General features: G+C 74.4%; 12 protein-coding genes and 2 pseudogenes. 4 read left to right on the plus strand and 10 right to left on the minus strand.

The window, feature by feature from the left end; all coding sequences use genetic code 11:
* Positions 1-84 precede the first annotated feature (84 nt).
* Positions 85-531 (minus strand): annotated as a pseudogene (locus ABFY07_RS13385) (GNAT family N-acetyltransferase); the annotation flags it as partial.
* A 491-nt stretch (positions 532-1,022) separates the two neighbouring features.
* On the opposite strand from ABFY07_RS13385, the gene ABFY07_RS13390 reads away from it, so the two are divergent.
* Complete coding sequence (locus tag ABFY07_RS13390; protein WP_346174706.1) at positions 1,023-1,253, plus strand: hypothetical protein; 231 nt, start codon at positions 1,023-1,025, stop codon at positions 1,251-1,253.
* Here ABFY07_RS13390 and ABFY07_RS13395 read toward each other — a convergent pair.
* The 5 genes and pseudogenes from ABFY07_RS13395 to ABFY07_RS13415 all read right to left on the minus strand — a co-directional run bounded on the left by ABFY07_RS13395 (position 1,232) and on the right by ABFY07_RS13415 (position 6,314).
* On the minus strand, positions 1,232-2,068 hold the full coding sequence (locus tag ABFY07_RS13395) for a cytochrome c oxidase assembly protein (RefSeq protein WP_346174707.1): 837 nt from the start codon (positions 2,066-2,068) through the stop codon (positions 1,232-1,234). The two genes, ABFY07_RS13390 and ABFY07_RS13395, sit on opposite strands and share 22 nt — an antisense overlap.
* Before the next feature lie 173 nt (positions 2,069-2,241).
* Positions 2,242-2,790: pseudogene (locus ABFY07_RS13400) on the minus strand (DUF2243 domain-containing protein); the annotation flags it as partial.
* A 124-nt stretch (positions 2,791-2,914) separates the two neighbouring features.
* Positions 2,915-4,351, minus strand: a complete 1,437-nt coding sequence (locus ABFY07_RS13405; protein ID WP_346174708.1) for an amidase — start codon at positions 4,349-4,351, stop codon at positions 2,915-2,917.
* 103 nt (positions 4,352-4,454) lie between these two features.
* A complete protein-coding gene (locus tag ABFY07_RS13410) occupies positions 4,455-5,669 on the minus strand; it encodes an SUKH-4 family immunity protein (RefSeq protein ID WP_346174709.1) in 1,215 nt (404 codons plus the stop codon).
* 60 nt (positions 5,670-5,729) lie between these two features.
* Positions 5,730-6,314: a TetR/AcrR family transcriptional regulator gene (locus ABFY07_RS13415; protein WP_346174710.1), complete on the minus strand. Its 585-nt coding sequence runs from the start codon at positions 6,312-6,314 to the stop codon at positions 5,730-5,732.
* 157 nt (positions 6,315-6,471) lie between these two features.
* Between ABFY07_RS13415 and ABFY07_RS13420 the strand changes: the two genes are divergently transcribed.
* The 3 genes from ABFY07_RS13420 (at position 6,472) to ABFY07_RS13430 (ending at position 11,645) form a co-directional block, all read left to right on the plus strand.
* Positions 6,472-7,335 (plus strand): MBL fold metallo-hydrolase, encoded by an 864-nt coding sequence (locus tag ABFY07_RS13420; protein ID WP_346174711.1) that lies wholly within the window; start codon positions 6,472-6,474, stop codon positions 7,333-7,335.
* A 493-nt stretch (positions 7,336-7,828) separates the two neighbouring features.
* Positions 7,829-10,252 carry a SpoIIE family protein phosphatase gene (locus ABFY07_RS13425; protein ID WP_346174712.1) on the plus strand — a complete coding sequence of 808 codons (2,424 nt, stop codon included), beginning with the start codon at positions 7,829-7,831 and terminating at the stop codon, positions 10,250-10,252.
* An 82-nt stretch (positions 10,253-10,334) separates the two neighbouring features.
* Positions 10,335-11,645 carry a helix-turn-helix domain-containing protein gene (locus tag ABFY07_RS13430; RefSeq protein ID WP_346174713.1) on the plus strand — a complete coding sequence of 437 codons (1,311 nt, stop codon included), beginning with the start codon at positions 10,335-10,337 and terminating at the stop codon, positions 11,643-11,645.
* Positions 11,646-11,651: 6 nt separating this feature from the next.
* Here the strand turns inward: ABFY07_RS13430 and aspA are convergent, their stop codons facing one another.
* The 4 genes from aspA to ABFY07_RS13450 form a co-directional block, all read right to left on the minus strand.
* Entirely contained in the window at positions 11,652-13,052 is a 1,401-nt protein-coding gene (gene aspA / locus ABFY07_RS13435; protein WP_346174714.1) for an aspartate ammonia-lyase, read from the minus strand.
* Between the two features lie 75 nt (positions 13,053-13,127).
* Complete coding sequence (locus ABFY07_RS13440) at positions 13,128-14,243, minus strand: asparaginase (RefSeq protein WP_346174715.1); 1,116 nt, start codon at positions 14,241-14,243, stop codon at positions 13,128-13,130.
* Complete coding sequence (locus tag ABFY07_RS13445; protein WP_346174716.1) at positions 14,240-15,682, minus strand: amino acid permease; 1,443 nt, start codon at positions 15,680-15,682, stop codon at positions 14,240-14,242. The genes ABFY07_RS13440 and ABFY07_RS13445 overlap by 4 nt, the downstream gene beginning before the upstream one ends.
* On the minus strand, positions 15,679-16,425 hold the full coding sequence (locus tag ABFY07_RS13450) for a FadR/GntR family transcriptional regulator (protein ID WP_346174717.1): 747 nt from the start codon (positions 16,423-16,425) through the stop codon (positions 15,679-15,681). Before ABFY07_RS13450 ends, ABFY07_RS13445 begins: the two co-directional genes overlap by 4 nt.
* Positions 16,426-16,473: the final 48 nt, after the last annotated feature.

Below are 16,473 nucleotides of genomic sequence, written 5' to 3' on the forward strand. Positions count from 1 at the left end.
GGCTCGGCCCCGGTCCGCGGCGGTGAGGTGCTTCTCGAAGGGGAGCGGGCCGATGGTCTCCGGGTCGGCCTCCGTGTCGAACAGCGGTGTGTAGCCGGTGGCCAGGTACAGCCCGCGGGCCTCGGGCTGGCGCGGCCCGGTGGTCAGGTAGATCCGCCGGTAGCCCCGGGCGGCCGCCTCGCGTTCCAGCTCGGCCACCACCCGGCGGGCGAGGCCGCGCCGCCGGTGCGCGGAGTGCGTCCAGATGCGCTTCAGCTCGGCCGTGGCCCCGTCGTACCGGCGGAACGCCCCGCCGGCGACGGGCTCGCCGTCCTCCAGCAACAGCAGCAGCACCCCGCCGCGCGGCGGGGTGAACTCCTCGTCGGGGTAACGGGCGAGCTCGGCGTGGGCGTCCTTGCCGTAGCGGGTCGAGTACTCATGGCCCAGTTCGCGCAGCAGCGGTCGTACGCGCGGGTCGGACACCGAGACCTGGATAACCGTCAGGTCGGCCGGAGCCGGCTCGGAGGAGGGCGGTCGCGTGACGGAAGTCATCCGCGCTCCCCGGCCAGTTCCCGTACGGCCGTCCGGCCCCCGTCGCCCGTGCCGCAAGCGGCGCGGGAGGCACGTGCGGCACGGGTGGCGCAGGTGGTCCCGGATCCGTCAGGGGTGGGGGCGGTGCCGAGGAGTTCCACGGGCATGGGAGTGGCCTTTCGGGGAGGTGGACGGGGAGCGCACGCGGGCGGCCCGCGACTGCCCCGGGCGCCGGGCGACATGACGGCGCGACAGGGGTGGCGCGGAACACGGGAGTGGCCCTGACGCGCCGGCACCACAAGGCGGGCCCGGCGCGGCTACGGGAGGGCGGCGCGGCACGTACGCGGGGCGGAGCTCACGTACGGGGGCGACGCGGGGGGCTCGGACCGCGACGGTCACGAGCGGAGGCGGACCGCTACGGCGGACCGCTACCGGGTCAGGCGCAACACGCCGCGGACCACACCCGACCGAAGTCGATGTGGCCGCGCGTGACCAGACGCTGCTCGGCGTTCATGGCAATCATTCAGCAGTACATCGCTCGCCACGTCAACCGCCGGTCGCATGCTGGACGGTTACGCCGCCACTCGGACCCTTCCTCAAGGGTCCGGCCTCACCCCTCGGGGACGCTGCTCGGGGCGCTCGACCTGCTCGACGGCCGGCTGGCCGGGGGGCCGTACGCGCTGGGCGACGAGCTGACCGCCCCGGACGTGTACCGCGGACATCACGCCCCGGCCGCGCGGTAGGACGGGCCCGGCGCCCGTGCGCCGGGCCGCCGGCGGGCCGGGCGCCAGGTGGCGACGAGGGCCGCGGCGAGCAGGAGTTCGGCGATGTCTCCGCCGTAGTACATGAGCTGGGCCGCGCCCCGGACCTGCGGGATCGGCGCGTGCACGGCGATGAGGAACCCGCCGTACATCAGCTGGGCCAAGGTGGCGTGAAGGGCGACGGCGACGCCGAGGAACACCAGCCGGGCGGGGACCCCGGGGCGCGTCGGGCCGGGGTCGGGCCCGGCGACGGCCCAGGCGAACAGGTAGCCGGAGAACAGGAAGTGGGCGTGCAGCAGCCCGTGGGCGAGCGGCCGGTGGGCGGTGGCGTCGTACAGCGGGGTGCAGTAGAGCACGACCAGGCCGCCGGTGCTCAGCGCCAGCGCGGTGGCCGGGTGGGCGAGCAGCCGCAGGGGGCGGGTGCGCAGCAGACCGGCCGCCCGCCGGGCCCGGTGGGCGGGCAGGGTGCGCAGCAGCAGGGTGACCGGCGCGCCGAGGACCAGGGCGAGCGGGGCGTACATGCCGATGAGCAGGTGCTGGGCCATGTGGCCGCGGAAGTCGCCGTGGGCGAACGGGGCGAGGGGCGGCAGCAGGGCCACGGCGAGCAGCGCGCAGCCGGCCAGGAAACTCGCCGTCCGCCGCCCCGCCCAGGGGCGGCCCGGGTGGCGGGAGCGGGCCCGGCGGGCGAGGAGGAGGTAGCCGCAGGCGAGCACCAGGACCGCCGCCACGGGCAGCAGTGTCTCCAGCGCCTCGGCGCCCGTGTGCGGCTCGTGGGTGGCGGGATGGTGGGCGGGCATCAGGGGCGCCCTCGCGTCTGCCCCGCAGGCCCCGGCCGGCCCGGCTGACCCGGGGGCCCGGACCGCCCCAGCCGCCCCAGCCGCCCCAGCCGCCCCGGCTGCCCCGGAGGCCCGGACCGCCCCGGCCGGCCCGACTGCCCCGAGGGCCCGGACCGCCCTGGCCGACCCGGGGGTCCCGGGGCAGCCGGGGCGCCGGCGGGTTCGGGGTCCAGGGGGCGGCCCCGGCGGCGCAGCAGCGAGCCGAGGGCGACCAGGAGCGCCCCGAGGAGGAGGAAACCGAGGTCCCACCAGAGCTGACCGGGCCCGGCGCGCACGTGGTGGATACCGAGGACGTGGTGGTCCAGGACCCCTTCGACCAGGTTGAACAGCCCCCAGCCGACCAGCATCCAGCCCCACAGCACGGGTGAGGTCCACACCCGGCGGCGGTCGTGGGTGACGCGGGCGTACAGGACGGCCAGTCCGGTGAGGACCGCCAGCCAGCACACGGTGTGGAAGACGCCGTCCCAGACGGTGTTCATCCGCAGTCCGGACACGGTGTGGGCCGAGTAGTACTTCACGCCGATGTTGTCGTCGTTTGTGCTGGTCAGCATGTGGTGCCACTGCAGGAGCTGGTGCAGCAGGATGCCGTCGACGAACCCGCCCATGCCCACGCCCAGCACGATCCCCGGCAGCCGGAGGCCGGGGGGTGCGGCGGGCCGGGCCTCGCCCGCGGTGGTGGACATCGCTCACCTCCGTCCCGTCGGCGGTCCGCGTCGCGCGGACCGCGCTCGGCACGGGTTGCCCGCCGCCGGCCCGCCAGTCACCGGCCCCCCGGATTTCCGCCGGCCGGTTTCCGGGGCGGGCGGCTCAGCGCGGCGGGCGCCGCCGCCAGTGCCCGGTGGCCTGTTCGAAGGCGTGGCCGAGCTGGAGGACCGCGAAGTCCGCCCGGTGGGGGCCGACGATCTGCAGGCCGACCGGCAGCCCCTCGGGGGTGAACCCGGCCGGTACGGACAGCGCGGGGCTGCCGGTGGAGGAGATCAGATAGGCCGAGCGCATCCAGTCCAGGTAGTCCTCCATGGGCACTCCGGCCACCTCGGTCGGGTATTCGGCGGTGACGTCGAACGGCACCACCTGGCTGACCGGAAGCAGCAGCGCGTCGTACCGCTCGAAGAACTCGCGCACCCGGTGGAAGAGCCTGGCGTGCGCCACCTCGGCCCGGCCGAGGGCGGGCCCGGTCAGCCGGCGGCCCTCCTCCGTGTTCTCCCGGATGGTCCGCTTCAGCGCGTCGGGGTGATCCTCGGGACAGCGGTCCATCAGCGGGCCGAAGGAGATCTCGAAGAGCCAGGCGCGCAGCGTACGGAACACCTCCTCGCCCTCGGCCAGGTCCGGGCACGCCTCCTCCACCACGCACCCCAGGTCCTCGAACACCTTGACCGCCGACTCGACGGCGCGGGCCACGGCCGGCTCGACCGGGACCAGCCCGCCCAGGTCCGGCGACCAGGCCACCCGCAGTCCGCGCGGATCGCGGTCGAGCGGGCGGGCGAAGCGGGCGCCCGGCTCCTCCAGGGCGATGGGCGAGCGCGGGTCGGGGCCCGCCATGGCGGACAGCAGCAGCGCCGCGTCGCCGACCGTGCGGGCCATGGGGCCCTTGACCGGCAGCGTGTTCCAGGCGGCCGCGGTGGGCCAGGTGGGGACACGGCCGGGCGACGGGCGCAGGCCCACGACATTGCAGAACGAGGCCGGGTTGCGCAGCGAGCCGCCGGTGTCGCTGCCGTCCGCGAGCGGCACCATTCCGGAGGCCAGCGCGGCGGCCGCGCCGCCGCTGCTGCCGCCCGCGCTGCGGCCCAGGTCGTACGGGTTGTGGGTGGCGCCGAAGATGGGGTTGAAGGTGTGCGAACCGGCGGCGAACTCGGGCACGTTGGTCTTGCCGAGGGTGATCGCCCCGGCGGCCTTGATCCGCTCGATGACCAGGTCGTCCTGGTCGGGCACGCCGTCGGCGAGCCGTGAGCCGTGGCTGGTGCGGATGCCGGCGGTGTTGTGGGTGTCCTTGTGGGCGATCGGCAGCCCGTGGAGGGGGCCGAGATCTCCCGGGCCGGCCCCGGCCGCGAGCCGCTCGTCGGCGGCCTTCGCGGCGTCGAACGCGCGCTCCGCGACGAGGGTGACGATCGCGTTGACGGCGGGGTTGACCCGCTCGATCCGGTCCAGGTGGGCCCGCAGCAGCTCGCGCGCGGACACCTCGCGGCGGCGCAGCAGGTCGGCGAGTTCGAGGGCGGGCAGGAAGCAGAGGTCGTCGTCGTGGGGCACGCGGGGCTCACTCTCCTTGCTCGACGCGGCGGTTCGGGCCGCGATGCGGCCGATGCCGCGGTCCGTGCAGCCTAGGGCCGTCGCTTCGCGGCGGACCTCCCCGCTACAGCACCCCGCCCGCCTCGTCGTGGAAGACCTCCGGCCAGTAGCGCCAGTCGTCCGGCTCGCCCGTCGGCCGGCAGGCCACCGGGTCCACCGAGGCCAGCACGGCCGTCATGATGTCGGCCAGGGGCTGGTACATGTCGTCGGTCAGCTTGTGTTCCTCGTCGATGGCGTGCTCGCGGTGCAGCGCCCAGGCCGTGAAGGCCAGCGTGGAGACGTCGGCGTTGAGCGGTCGCAGGGCGGCGTCGGGGATGTTCCAGGCGTGGATCGCGCCGCTGTCCCCGTCGATGACGACGTCCGTGTCCTCGACGAGGTATCCCAGGCGCAGCAGCCGCTCGGGGGCCACGGCCATGTCCTCGGGGAAGCCGTAGAAGGCCTCCCCCCGCTCGTGCTCATCGCGGCACCGGGCGAGGGTGGGCAGCGTCGGCGCCTCGGTGTCCAGGCGGAACATGAGGCCGTCCTTGGGCAGCCCGGTGCGGGCCAGGAAGCGCCGCGTCGGCTCGTGGACGAGGGTGTGGGGCAGCTCGGCCGGGTCGAAGCGCACGATCTCCTCGGCCCCGAACTCCTCCTCCAGCACCCCCGCGGGCAGATCGAGCCGCAGACCGCCGCCCGGGCCCGCGAGCAGCGCGAACGGCCGTACGAGCGCGACGGCGCGCCAGAACGCGGGGAGGGCGTGGTCCCACTCCGCCACGTCGCCCGCGCTCCCCCAGCCGCCGTCCCAGTCCTCGGCTTCGAGGACCGACAGATACAGCGCGGAGGCCTCCGCCACCGCCCCCGTTCCACAGCGCCCGGCGAGGTGGGCGAACCGGCCGCGGAGCCCGGCCAGGTCGGCCGCCGCGTCGAGGAAGCGCGCGAGGGCCTCCACGGACGGCGCCAGGGGAAGGACCTCGAGCAGGCCGGGGTCCTCCTCGAAGAGCAGCATGCTGGAGACGCGACCGGTGGCCCCGTCCAGCACGACGACATCGGCCTCCTCTCCTTCGACGAGGAGGTGGCCGATGGCCAGCAGGCCGCTGATGTGCGGGTCGAGCTCGGCCGGGTCGGCGGAGTCGGCGAGCAGCCGCGGGACCGGCACCGGCGGGCCCTCGGCCAGCGGGCGGAAGCTCATCAGATCGCCGCCGCCCGGCAGGCCCCCGCCGCTCAGCCACCGCCGGGTGTGCTGGTCGGTGATCGCCGGGGGCAGTTTGCCCTCCGGCACCGTGATGACCTCCGCTGTCACGCTTCCCCCGCACCGCTGACGACCCGGCGCGCCGGGTCACGCTTGTCACTGCGCAGGACCCTACAGCGGGGGTCCGACAGCGCCCCGGGCGGCGTCCATCAGGACCCGGGCGGCCGCGCGGGCCTGGCGGGCCGGTTCGGGGGTGCCGGATATGGCGGCCGTGGTGATCGCGCCCTCGGCCAGCAGGGCGAGCTGGGGGGCCAACGCGGCGGGCAGGCCCGCGGCCTCGACAAGACCGGCCAGATACCGCTGGAACGCCTCCTTGTGGGCGCGGGCGGCCGCGGCGACCTCCGGGGTGGTGGCGCCCAGCTCGCCGTAGGAGTTGATGAAGGCGCAGCCCCGGTAGTCCGGCTCGCCGAACCACTCGTACAGCCAGTCGAAGACCGCCGCCACCCGCTCCTCGGGCGGCCCCGGCGCCGCCTCGACGTACCGCGCGAGCCCGTCGAGCAGGCGGGCGTCGCGGCGCCGGAGATACGCCTCGACCAGCGCGGCCTTGGAGGGGTAGAGCTGGTAGAGCCGCTTGAGGGAGACGCCCGAGGCGGTCCGTACCGCGTCCATGCCGACGGCCTGGACACCGCGGCCGTAGTAGAGCTCCTCGGCGGCGTCGAGGACCCGCTCCCTCGTCGCTTCGAGTTCCACCGTCATCGACCCCTGCCTCATCCACCCTGCCCCGGCCGCCAGCGGCCGACGGCCGTACCCGAACATGCGAGAACCATCGTTCTCCCATCCTACCGCAGGCAGGGGCGCGCATCCGGGGTACTCGGTCGCCCTGCCGTCGTCCGGACGAGCCGGAGGTCACGCCATGAACACGAGCCCTCCCGAAGGCGCCGTGGAGATCCACTTCATCGGCAACGCGACCCTGCTGCTGCGCTACGGGCCCTTCACCCTGCTGACCGATCCGAACTTCCTCCACCGCGGGCAGCACGCGTACCTCGGCCATGGCCTGCTGTCGCGCCGCCTGACCGAGCCCGCGCTGCCCGTGACGCGGCTGCCGGTGGGGCTGGACGCCGTCGTCCTGTCCCATCTGCACGGCGACCACTGGGACCGGGTCGCCCGCCGCCACCTGGACCGCGGCGTGCCCGTCATCACGACCCCGCACGCCGCACGCCGGCTCCAGGCGTTCCACGGCTTCCACCGGGCCACCGGGCTGCGCAACCGGCAGAGCCACGACCTGGTGAAGGACGGCGCGCGGGTCCGGGTCACGGCCGTCCCCGGGCGGCACGCGCGCGGGGCGCTGCAAGCGTTCCTGCCGCCGGTCATGGGCAGCGTGGTGGAGTTCATGGACGCGTACGGGCAGGTCACCCTGCGGCTCTACCTCTCCGGCGACACCCTCCCGTTCGAGGGTCTGGAGATGATCACCGAGGACCACCCGGACATCCATCTGGCCGTGGTCCACCTGGGCGGCACCACGCTCCCCGGCGGCTTCCTGGTCACGATGGACGCCGCCATGGGCTGCGATCTGGTGGAGCTGCTCGATCCGCCGCTGGTGCTGCCCGTCCACTACGAGGAGTACACGGTCATGAAGTCGCCCCTCGGCCACTTCCTCGCCGAGGCCCGGCGCCGCGGGCTCGGCCCGCGCCTCGTCCACTGCCCGCGTGGAGGGCGCGTCATCGCGGGGCCGGGCCCGCGCGTCGCCGCGCCCGGCACCGCCGTGCCGGGCCGCTGACCCGGGCTCCTTACCGGACGTCCCGGGGCCCGGCGCGCCGGATTCGGCCATTCGGGGAGTCCTCCCGGCCCTCTTGGTTGGTGCCCTGTGCCCGGGGAGCACCCGGCCTCCGCTCCACGGCCCCCGAGCCCCCACCCCGCTGCCAGGAGACGCCCATGACGTTGGACGTCAGGCGGCAACTGGCGCGGACCCGGTACATCGAACAGCAGCAGAAGGTCGTGAACCGGCTGCGCCCGCGACACGATCCGCAAGGCGATGGGCGACAAGGGCTGACCGGGGCCGGGCCCCGACGCCCCGGCCCCGCGCCGCGTTCCTGAGGGCCGGCGGGCGCGTTCGCCGGCCGTGGGTGTTTCCCTGGAGGGAGGTGGATGGGCAGCCGAGTCATACTTGAAGATGTGAGCATCCAGGCGTTTCCTCCGCCGCGGGCGCGGCGACGGCGCGCATGACCTCACGATCTCGGCCGGATCTACCAGGCAGCGTGGGATGAACGACCATGAGGCGACCGGACACCGGGCGGGATCTCCCCGTCCGGTGGGACGACCTCGTTGACGAGCCGTCGACGGCCAGGGCCACCCTCGACGAGCGGGGCGTCGTCACCGGGTGGAGCGAGGGGGCCCGCAGGCTCCTCGGCCACCCGAGCGCGGCGGTGCTGGGCCGGCCTGCCTCCCTGCTGCTCGTAGGCGGGGCGGGCCCCGACCTCCCCGGCGCCCGGGGGCGGCTGGGCCGGTGGGCCGGGGAGCTGACGCTGCTCCACCGCGACGGCCATCCCCTGCGGGTCCGTCTGCTGGCGCACCACCGGGCGGCGGCGGGCGGCGGCGCCGAGTGGCTGCTGGTCTCCCCGCTGGACCGGCCGGCGCCGACCGCCGGGGACGACTGGCTGGTCAAGGCCTCGTTCGCCCAGGGGCCCTGCACGATGGCGGTCTACGACCGGCGGCTGCTGCTGCGGTGGGCCAACGCGGACATGGAACGCGCGATGGGGCTCACCCAGGACCAGATGCGCGGGCTGCGCATGTCGGAGATCGTGGCCGACTCGCGCGGCGCCGAGGCCGAGCGGCTGATGCGCCAGGTGCTGGACAGCGGCCTGCCGCGCTCCCTGCGGCTCCCGCCCGCCCCCGGCAGGCCGGCCTGGTCCACCTCGCTGGCCCCGCTGTGCGGCGCCGACGGCCGGCCGCGAGGGGTGATCGTGTCGGCGCATGACGTCACGGAGCGGTACGAGGCGCAGCGGCGGCTGGCGCTGCTCGACGAGGCGAGCCTCCGCATCGGCTCGACGCTGGACATCACGCGCACCGCGCGGGAGCTGACCGAGGTGGCCACCCCGGGGTTCGCGGACTTCGCCGTGGTGGATCTGCTGCCCTCCGTCCACCCCGGCGGCGACGAGCCGCCCCCCGGGCCGGTGCCCGGCACGGTCGTGCTGCGCCGCGTCGCCGCCCGCTCGGTGCTGGAGGGCAGCCCGGACGTGGTGATCGGACTCGGTGAGCTGGCCGTCTATCCGGAGCGCTCCCCCGCGGCCGAGTGCCTGGCCGCCGGGCGGGGGGTGCTGACGGAGGTGACTCCCGAGGCCGTCGCCCGGTGGGCCGGGGACGACCCCGCGCGGGCCGACTCGACGCGCCAGTTCGGCTTCCACTCCACGATCACCGTCCCGCTGCGCGCCCGGGGGACGACGCTGGGCGTGGCCGCGTTCGCCCGCCACCGGCGCCCCGAGCCGTTCCAGCAGGACGATCTGCTGCTCGCCGAGGAGATCACGGCCCGGGCCGCGGTGTGCATCGACAACGCCCACCGCTACACCCGGCAGCGCGAGACCGCCCTGACCCTGCAGCGCAGCCTGCTGCCGCGGCAGCTGCCGCGGCACGCGGCGGTCGAGACCGCCTCCCGCTATCTGCCGGCCCGGTCGCGGGCGGGCGTCGGGGGCGACTGGTTCGATGTGATCCCGCTGTCCGGCGCCCGGGTCGCGCTGGTGGTGGGCGATGTGGTGGGCCACGGCGTGCAGGCGTCGGCCGCCATGGGCCGGCTGCGGACGGCGGTGCGCACCCTGGCCGATGTCGATCTGCCCCCGGACGAGCTGCTCACCCACCTCGACGACCTGGTGGCCCAGTTGTCGGCCGAGGCGGGGGGCGAGCCGGGCGCGGACGCCGCGGGGGGCCTGGGGGCCACCTGTCTGTATGTGGTGTACGACCCGGTGTCCCGGCGCTGCTGCCTGGCCCGCGCCGGCCATCCGCCTCCCGTGCTGACCCGCCCGGACGGCCGCGCCGACTTCCTCGACCTGCCCGGCGGGCCGCCCCTGGGCCTGGGCAGCCTGCCGTTCGAGTCCCGCGAGGTGGAACTGGAGGAGGGCAGCCTGCTGTCCCTCTACACCGATGGGCTGCTCCAGGCCCCCGACGGCGATGTCGACGAGGCGGTGGCCGCGCTGCGCGCCGCGCTCTCCCGGCCCGCCGGGCCCCTGGACGAGCTGTGTCAGGCCGTGCTCGCCACCCTGGTCACCGGCCGCCCCGCCGACGACGTGGCCCTCCTGATGGCCCGCACCCGGGCGCTCGACGCGTCCCAGGTGGCCACCTGGGACCTGCCCCCGGACCCGACCGCCGTGGCCCGGGCCCGCCAGGACGCCGCCGACCAGCTGCTGGCCTGGGGCCTGGACGGGGCGGTGTTCACCACCGAACTGGTCGTCAGCGAGCTGGTCACCAACGCCATCCGGCACGCCGAAGGCCCCATCACACTGCGCCTGATCCACGACCGCAGCCTGATCTGCGAGGTCTCCGACGGCAGCGACACCGCCCCGCATCTGCGCCGGGCGCGGGTGTTCGACGAGGGCGGGCGCGGGCTGCTGCTGGTGGCCCAGCTCGCGCGGCGCTGGGGCACCCGGCACACCCCGACCGGCAAGACGATCTGGGCCGAACAGCCGCTGCGGGGCCCGGTCGAGTGAGGGCGGGCCATACAATCACCGGTGAAACAAAGCCTGTTCGGCCGCGGCGCCTGGCACCCGAGGAACGAAAGGCCGCATCTCCATGCGAAGCAAAGCCTCGCTCGGCACCGGTCCGCTGGCCGACCTGAGCCCCGCCGAATCGGCCCGCCTCATGTCGGTCATGCGCGAGGCCGCGCTGAGCCGGGGCCGGCTGCCGCTGCCCGCGCGCCCGGTGATCGGGCAGTCCTGGGACCGCATGCTGCGTCTGGGCCTGGACCCCGAGCGGGGAAGCGCCCCGCGGCTGCTGGGCATCGAGGAGCTGGAGCGGCGGCGGCAGCGGACCCGGCTCGCGGATGTGCTGCCCACCTTGCACAGCGGCCTGCTGGAGGCGGCGGAGGCGGCCGGCCACATCATGATCATCACCGATGCCGACGGCAGGGTGCTGTGGATCGACGGCCACCGCGGCGTACGCCGGCACGCCGACGGCATCGCCCTCACCGAGGGGGCCCACTGGGCCGAGGACGCCGCCGGCACCAGCGGCATCGGCACCGCGCTGGCCGTCCGGGCGCCGGTGCGCGTGCACTCCGCCGAGCACTTCGTCCGCGCCTTCCACACCTGGAGCTGCGCCGCGGCCCCGGTCCGCGACCCCAGGGACGGGCGGCTGCTGGGCATCGCGGACATCAGCGGCCCGGCCGCCGGCGCCCACCCGACCGTGCTGTCGCTGGTCACCGCGACGGCCCGGTGGGCGGAGGGCGAGCTGCGGCTGGCCCACAGCCGGGAGCTGGACCGGCTGCGGGCCGTCGCCGCCCCGGTGCTGGCGCGGATCCGGGGCAAGGCGGTCGCGGTCGACCCGCACGGCTGGGTCGCCGGGGTCACCGGCGTCACGCCCCGGGACCGCCGGCTGCTGCTGCCCAGGACGGCGCTCGACGGGCCCGTCTGGCTGCCCGCGCTGGGAGCCTGCGCGGTGGAGCCGCTGCCGGGCGGCCATCTGCTGCGGGTGCTGGACACCGGGGCGGACGAGGCGGGCGAGCTGTACGAGCCGGGCGGCGCCGGCCGCCTGGTGCTGGACGTACGCCGCCCGCACGAGTGGGCGCTGACCTTCGCCGGGCCCTCGGGCACCTGGACCCACCAGCTCAGCGCCCGCCACGCCGAGGTGCTGCTGGTCCTCGCCGCGTCCCCCGGCGGGCGGACGGCGGCGCAGCTCGCCGACGACCTGTTCGGGGACCCGACGCGGACGGTGACCGTGCGCGCCGCCATGTCCCGGCTGCGCCGCAGCTTCGGGGCGGTGCTCGCGCACCGCCCCTACCGCATCGCCGACCAGCTCCGCGTCGACGTACGGCGCCCGGACCGCCGCGAGGATCTGCTGCCGTTCAGCGCGGCGCCGGCCGTGGCCCGTCTCCGGGAGCCGGCCTGAGAGGTGTCAGCCGCGGCCGGCCACCTGCTCCGGGCTGAGGACGGCGGCGAGCCGGTCGGCGGGCAGCAGCCCCTTCTCCAGGACCAGTTCGGCCACGCCGCGGCCGGTGGCCAGGGCCTCCTTGGCGATGGCGGTGGCCGCGCTGTAGCCGATGTGCGGGTTGAGCGCGGTGACCAGGCCTATGGAGTTCTCCACCGCCGCGCGCAGGACCTCGGCGTTGGCGGTGATGCCGGACACACAGCGCTCGGCGAGCACCAGGCAGGCCGTCCGCAGGTGGGTGATGCTCTCCGACAGGGAGTGCAGGATGATCGGCTCGAAGGCGTTGAGCTGGAGCTGCCCGGCCTCGGCGGCCATCGTGATGGTGACGTCGTTGCCGATCACCTCGAAGGCGACCTGGTTGACCACCTCGGGGATGACCGGGTTGACCTTGCCGGGCATGATGCTGGACCCGGCCTGGACCGGCGGCAGGTTGATCTCGTTCAGCCCGGCGCGCGGGCCGGAGGAGAGCAGTCGCAGGTCGTTGCAGCTCTTGGAGAGCTTGACGGCGATGCGCTTGAGGACGCCCGACAGATGGACGAAGGCGCCGCAGTCCTGGGTGGCCTCGACCAGGTTGGCGGCGGTGACCACGGGCAGGCCGGTGATGTCGGCGAGGTGGCGGCGGGCGGCCTCGGCGTAGCCGGCGGGGGCGTTGAGGCCGGTGCCGATCGCGGTGGCGCCGAGGTTGATCTCGTGGACCAGGCTCTGGGCCTCCCGCAGCCGGCTCTGGTCCTCCTCCAGCATCACCGCGTACGCGGAGAACTCCTGGCCCAGGGTCATCGGCACCGCGTCCTGGAGCTGGGTGCGCCCCATCTTCAGGATGTCGCGGAACTCCTCGGCCTTGGCGGCGAACGCCTCGCGCAGCACCTCCATCGCGGCCAGCAGCCCCCGCACGGCGAGGATGGTGGAGACCTTGACGGCGGTCGGGTAGACGTCGTTGGTGGACTGGCTGAGGTTGACGTCCTCGTTCGGGTGCAGCTGGGTGTAGTCGCCCTTGGCGTGGCCGAGGATCTCCAGCGCCCGGTTGGCGATCACCTCGTTGGCGTTCATGTTGGTCGAGGTGCCCGCGCCGCCCTGGATCACGTCCACCACGAACTGGTCGTGCAGCTTGCCCTCGCGGATCTCCCGGCAGGCGGCCGCGATGGCGTCGGCCTTGCGCGGCTCCAGCAGCCCCAGGTCCTGGTTGGCGCGGGCGGCGGCCTCCTTGACGGCGGCCAGCGCACCGATGAGGTGCGGGTAGGCCGCGATGGTGGTGCCGGTGATGGGGAAGTTCTCCGTGGCGCGCAGGGTGTGGATCCCCCAGTACGCGTCGGCCGGCACGTCGCGGTCACCCAGCAGGTCGTGTTCTCGGCGGAAGCCGGTGGCAGTCATCGGTGTGCGGTATCCCTTGGTGAGACGGGGTGAGGGTTGGGGTGGGGGGTGAGGGTGGCGTGGGTGGGGGGCGCGTCAGGCAAGCCGCTCCAGCACGTTCAGCGCATGCAGGGTGCCGACGGGCCGGCCGCCGCCGAGGACGGGGGCCTCGGCGAACTCGGTGAGCCGCTCGGGGGCGATGCCGAGGTGGGCGAGGGCCGCGGCGGTCACCGGCATCCGGGCGCGGTCCGCGCCGTCGGCGATCTTCACGGCGAGCGCGCTCCCGTCGGGCAGCGCCGCCACCTGGACGCCTTCGAAGCCGTCCTTGGCGATGAGTCCGGGCACCGCGCGCATCAGCCGGGCGACGTCCCGCCCGGTCCCGGCGACCATCTCGGGGTGTTCGCGCATGGCGGCCGCGACCCGGCCCTCGGGGGTGCCGGCGGGAGCGGTGGCGATCCGGGCGAGGGCGCGGGCCAGCCCGCGCGGCGAGACGGCGAACAGCGGCGCGCCGCACCCGTCGACCGTCACCCGGGCGATCCGCTGCCCGGTGAGGTCCTCGACGGTCTCGGCGATCAGCCGCTGCAGCGGGTGCGCCGGGTCGAGGTACCCCTCCAGCGGCCAGTCGCACAGCTGGGCGGTCAGCAGCATCGCGGCGTGCTTGCCGGAGCAGTTCTGGGCGAGCCGGGAGCGGCCGCGTCCGGCGCGCAGCCAGGCCTCGCGCTCGGGGGCGCCGTAGGGCAGGTCGGGGACGTTGCGCAGCAGGTCCTCGGCCAGCCGGCCCTGCTCGAGGATGCGCCGGGCCCCGGCCAGGTGCCGCTCCTGGCCGGAGTGGCTGGCGGCGGTGAGCGCCAGCAGTTCGCCGTCCAGCGGCAGCCCGGCCCGCGCCATGGCGACGGCCTGGACGGGCTTGAGGGCCGAGCGGGGGTAGAACGCGACGTCGGGGTCGCCGGCCTGGACGAGCACCCGGCCGTCGGCGGCCAGGACCACGGCCGAGCCGTGGTGGACGCCCTCGACCAGGCCGCCGCGTATGACCTGGACGAGCGGTACGTGGCGTGGCTCGCGGATCTCGGGGGCCTCGGCGGGCAGCGGGTGGTGGGTGTCGGAGTGCGGGGAGGCGGAGGAGGTGTTCAAGGTGCTCGCGACGGTAGTAGGGGTGTGGTGGGAGGAAGGGGGCGGGGAGGTGGCGGGGTGGCCGGGGTCCGGGGCGGTCATCGCCGTCCGGTCACCCGGTTCCGTACGCCGAACCAGCCGAGGACCAGGGCCAGCACGATCGCCGGGAGCGCCATGACCGTCAGCCGGCTGGGCCCGCCGTCGGCCCACATCAGGACCAGCACGGAGGCGAGGAAGCCGATGGTGACGATCTCGGTGTACGGCGAGCCGGGGAGCCGGTAGCCGGGTCGCTCGACCAGTCCCTCCCGGGAGCGCCGCCAGAAGAGCAGGTGACACAGCATGATCATGGCCCAGGTGGAGAGGATGCCGATCGCGGCGAAGTTCAGCACGATCTCGAAGGCCTTGCTGGGCACCACGTAGTTCAGGCCCACGCCCAGCACGCAGAAGAAGGCGGTGAGCAGGATCCCGCCGTACGGGACGTGGGTGCGGCTCATCACACCGGTGAACTTGGGGGCGGAGCCGGACATGGCCATCGAGCGCAGGATGCGGCCGGTGGAGTAGAGCCCGGAGTTGAGGCTGGACATGGCGGCGGTGAGCACGACGAGGTTCATCACCCCGCCCGCCGAGGGCACGCCGATGTTGGACAGCACGGTCACGAACGGGCTCTGGTCGGCGGAGTAGGAGGTGAACGGCATCAGCATGGAGAGCAGCACCACGGAGCCGACGTAGAAGAGGGCGACGCGCCACATGATGGAGTTGATCGCCTTGGGCATGATCTTCTCGGGGTTCTCGGTCTCCCCCGCCGCGACGCCGACGAGCTCGACGGACGCGTAGGCGAAGATGACGCCCTGGATGACCAGCAGCATCGGGAGCACCCCGTGCGGGAAGACGCCGCCGTGGTCGAAGATCATCGCGGGGCCGGGGTCGTTGCCGTCGATGGGGTGGCGGGTGACCAGCAGGAAGATGCCGATCGCCATGAAGGCGACGAGCGCGCCGACCTTGATGATCGCGAACCAGAACTCCATCTCGCCGAAGATCTTCACCGAGATGAGGTTCACCGCCAGCACGACGGCGAGCGCGATCAGGGCGATCACCCACTGTGGGATCTCGGTGAACATTCCCCAGTAGTGGGTGTAGGTCGCGACGGCCGTGATGTCGGCGATCCCGGTGGTGGCCCAGTTCAGGAAGTACATCCAGCCGGCGACGAAGGCGCCCTTCTCGCCGAGGAACTCACGGGCGTACGAGACGAAGGCGCCCGAGGAGGGGCGGTGCAGCACGAGCTCGCCCAGGGCCCGCACCACCAGGAAGGCGAAGACTCCGCAGACCGCGTAGGCGATGAAGAGCGAGGGTCCGGCGTCGTTGAGCCGCCCGCCGGCTCCGAGGAAGAGCCCGGTGCCGATGGCGCCACCGATGGCGATCATGTTGACGTGCCGGGCCTTGAGGGACTTGCTGTACCCGGCGTCCCCCGCGTCGATGTGCGCGGGGGACGTGTCGGTGTGCTGCTGACGGCGTTCTTCGTGCCGGAGGGACTGCTCGCTCACTCCTGCTGTCCGCCTTCCGTGGGTATTGCGGTGCGGTCCGCCCCGGGGGCGGGCCGCACGATGGAGGTGAGGGTGTTTTCGACGCGCTGGAGGTGATGGGTCATCGCCGCCACGGCGTCTGGTTCGGAGCCGTCGGACAGCGCCTCGACGATCGCCCGGTGTTCCCGGTTGGCCTGCTCGCGCCGGCCGCCGAGTTCGTTGAGGAACGCGGACTGCCGTGCCAGGGCGTCGCGGATTTCCTCGATCACCTTGCGGAATACAGGGTTCCGGGCCGCTTGGGCAATGGCCAGATGGAAAAGTGTGTCCATCGCCACCCACGCGGTGGTGTCGGTCTCCCGCTCCATCCGGTCCAGCAGATGGCCCAGGTGATCCAGGTCCTCGGCGGTGCGGCGGGTGGCCGCGTACCCGGCGACCGGGATCTCGACGTGCCGCCGCACCTCGAGCAGGTCGCTCGCCGTGTAGTCGCCGAAGGTGGGGTCCGCCACCGGGCCGCTGGAGATGACGAAGGTACCCTTGCCGGTGCGCGACGCGGTGAGACCCATGGTCTGCAGGGCCCGCAGCGCCTCCCGGAGGACCGGTCGGCTGACCTCCAGCCGCCGGCAGAGTTCCGCCTCGGACGGGAGCTTGTCCCCGACCGCGTACTCGCCCGCCTCGATGGCCCGGCGAAGGTGCGTGAGCACGGCCTCCATGGCGCTGACTCGACGGGGGACGGATACCGCTGTCTGGCTGTCTGACAGGTTCACGCGCCGATCCTCGGCTGGCCACGGAACCGTTGTCAATAGTTCCGCGAC

The sequence above is a fragment of the Streptomyces sparsogenes subsp. cuspidosporus genome (genome assembly GCF_039532705.1).
Classification (GTDB): domain Bacteria; phylum Actinomycetota; class Actinomycetes; order Streptomycetales; family Streptomycetaceae; genus Streptomyces; species Streptomyces sparsogenes.

What these genes read in the sequence shown, in the direction of transcription:
- ABFY07_RS13390 (WP_346174706.1), top strand. Translation starts at nt 1,023, where the DNA reads ATGGCAATCATTCAGCAGTACATCGCTCGCCACGTCAACCGCCGGTCG.
- ABFY07_RS13395 (WP_346174707.1), bottom strand. Translation starts at nt 2,068, where the DNA reads ATGCCCGCCCACCATCCCGCCACCCACGAGCCGCACACGGGCGCCGAG.
- ABFY07_RS13415 (WP_346174710.1), bottom strand. Translation starts at nt 6,314, where the DNA reads ATGACGGTGGAACTCGAAGCGACGAGGGAGCGGGTCCTCGACGCCGCC.
- ABFY07_RS13420 (WP_346174711.1), top strand. Translation starts at nt 6,472, where the DNA reads ATGAACACGAGCCCTCCCGAAGGCGCCGTGGAGATCCACTTCATCGGC.
- ABFY07_RS13425 (WP_346174712.1), top strand. Translation starts at nt 7,829, where the DNA reads ATGAGGCGACCGGACACCGGGCGGGATCTCCCCGTCCGGTGGGACGAC.
- ABFY07_RS13430 (WP_346174713.1), top strand. Translation starts at nt 10,335, where the DNA reads ATGCGAAGCAAAGCCTCGCTCGGCACCGGTCCGCTGGCCGACCTGAGC.
- aspA (WP_346174714.1), bottom strand. Translation starts at nt 13,052, where the DNA reads ATGACTGCCACCGGCTTCCGCCGAGAACACGACCTGCTGGGTGACCGC.
- ABFY07_RS13440 (WP_346174715.1), bottom strand. Translation starts at nt 14,243, where the DNA reads ATGACCGCCCCGGACCCCGGCCACCCCGCCACCTCCCCGCCCCCTTCC.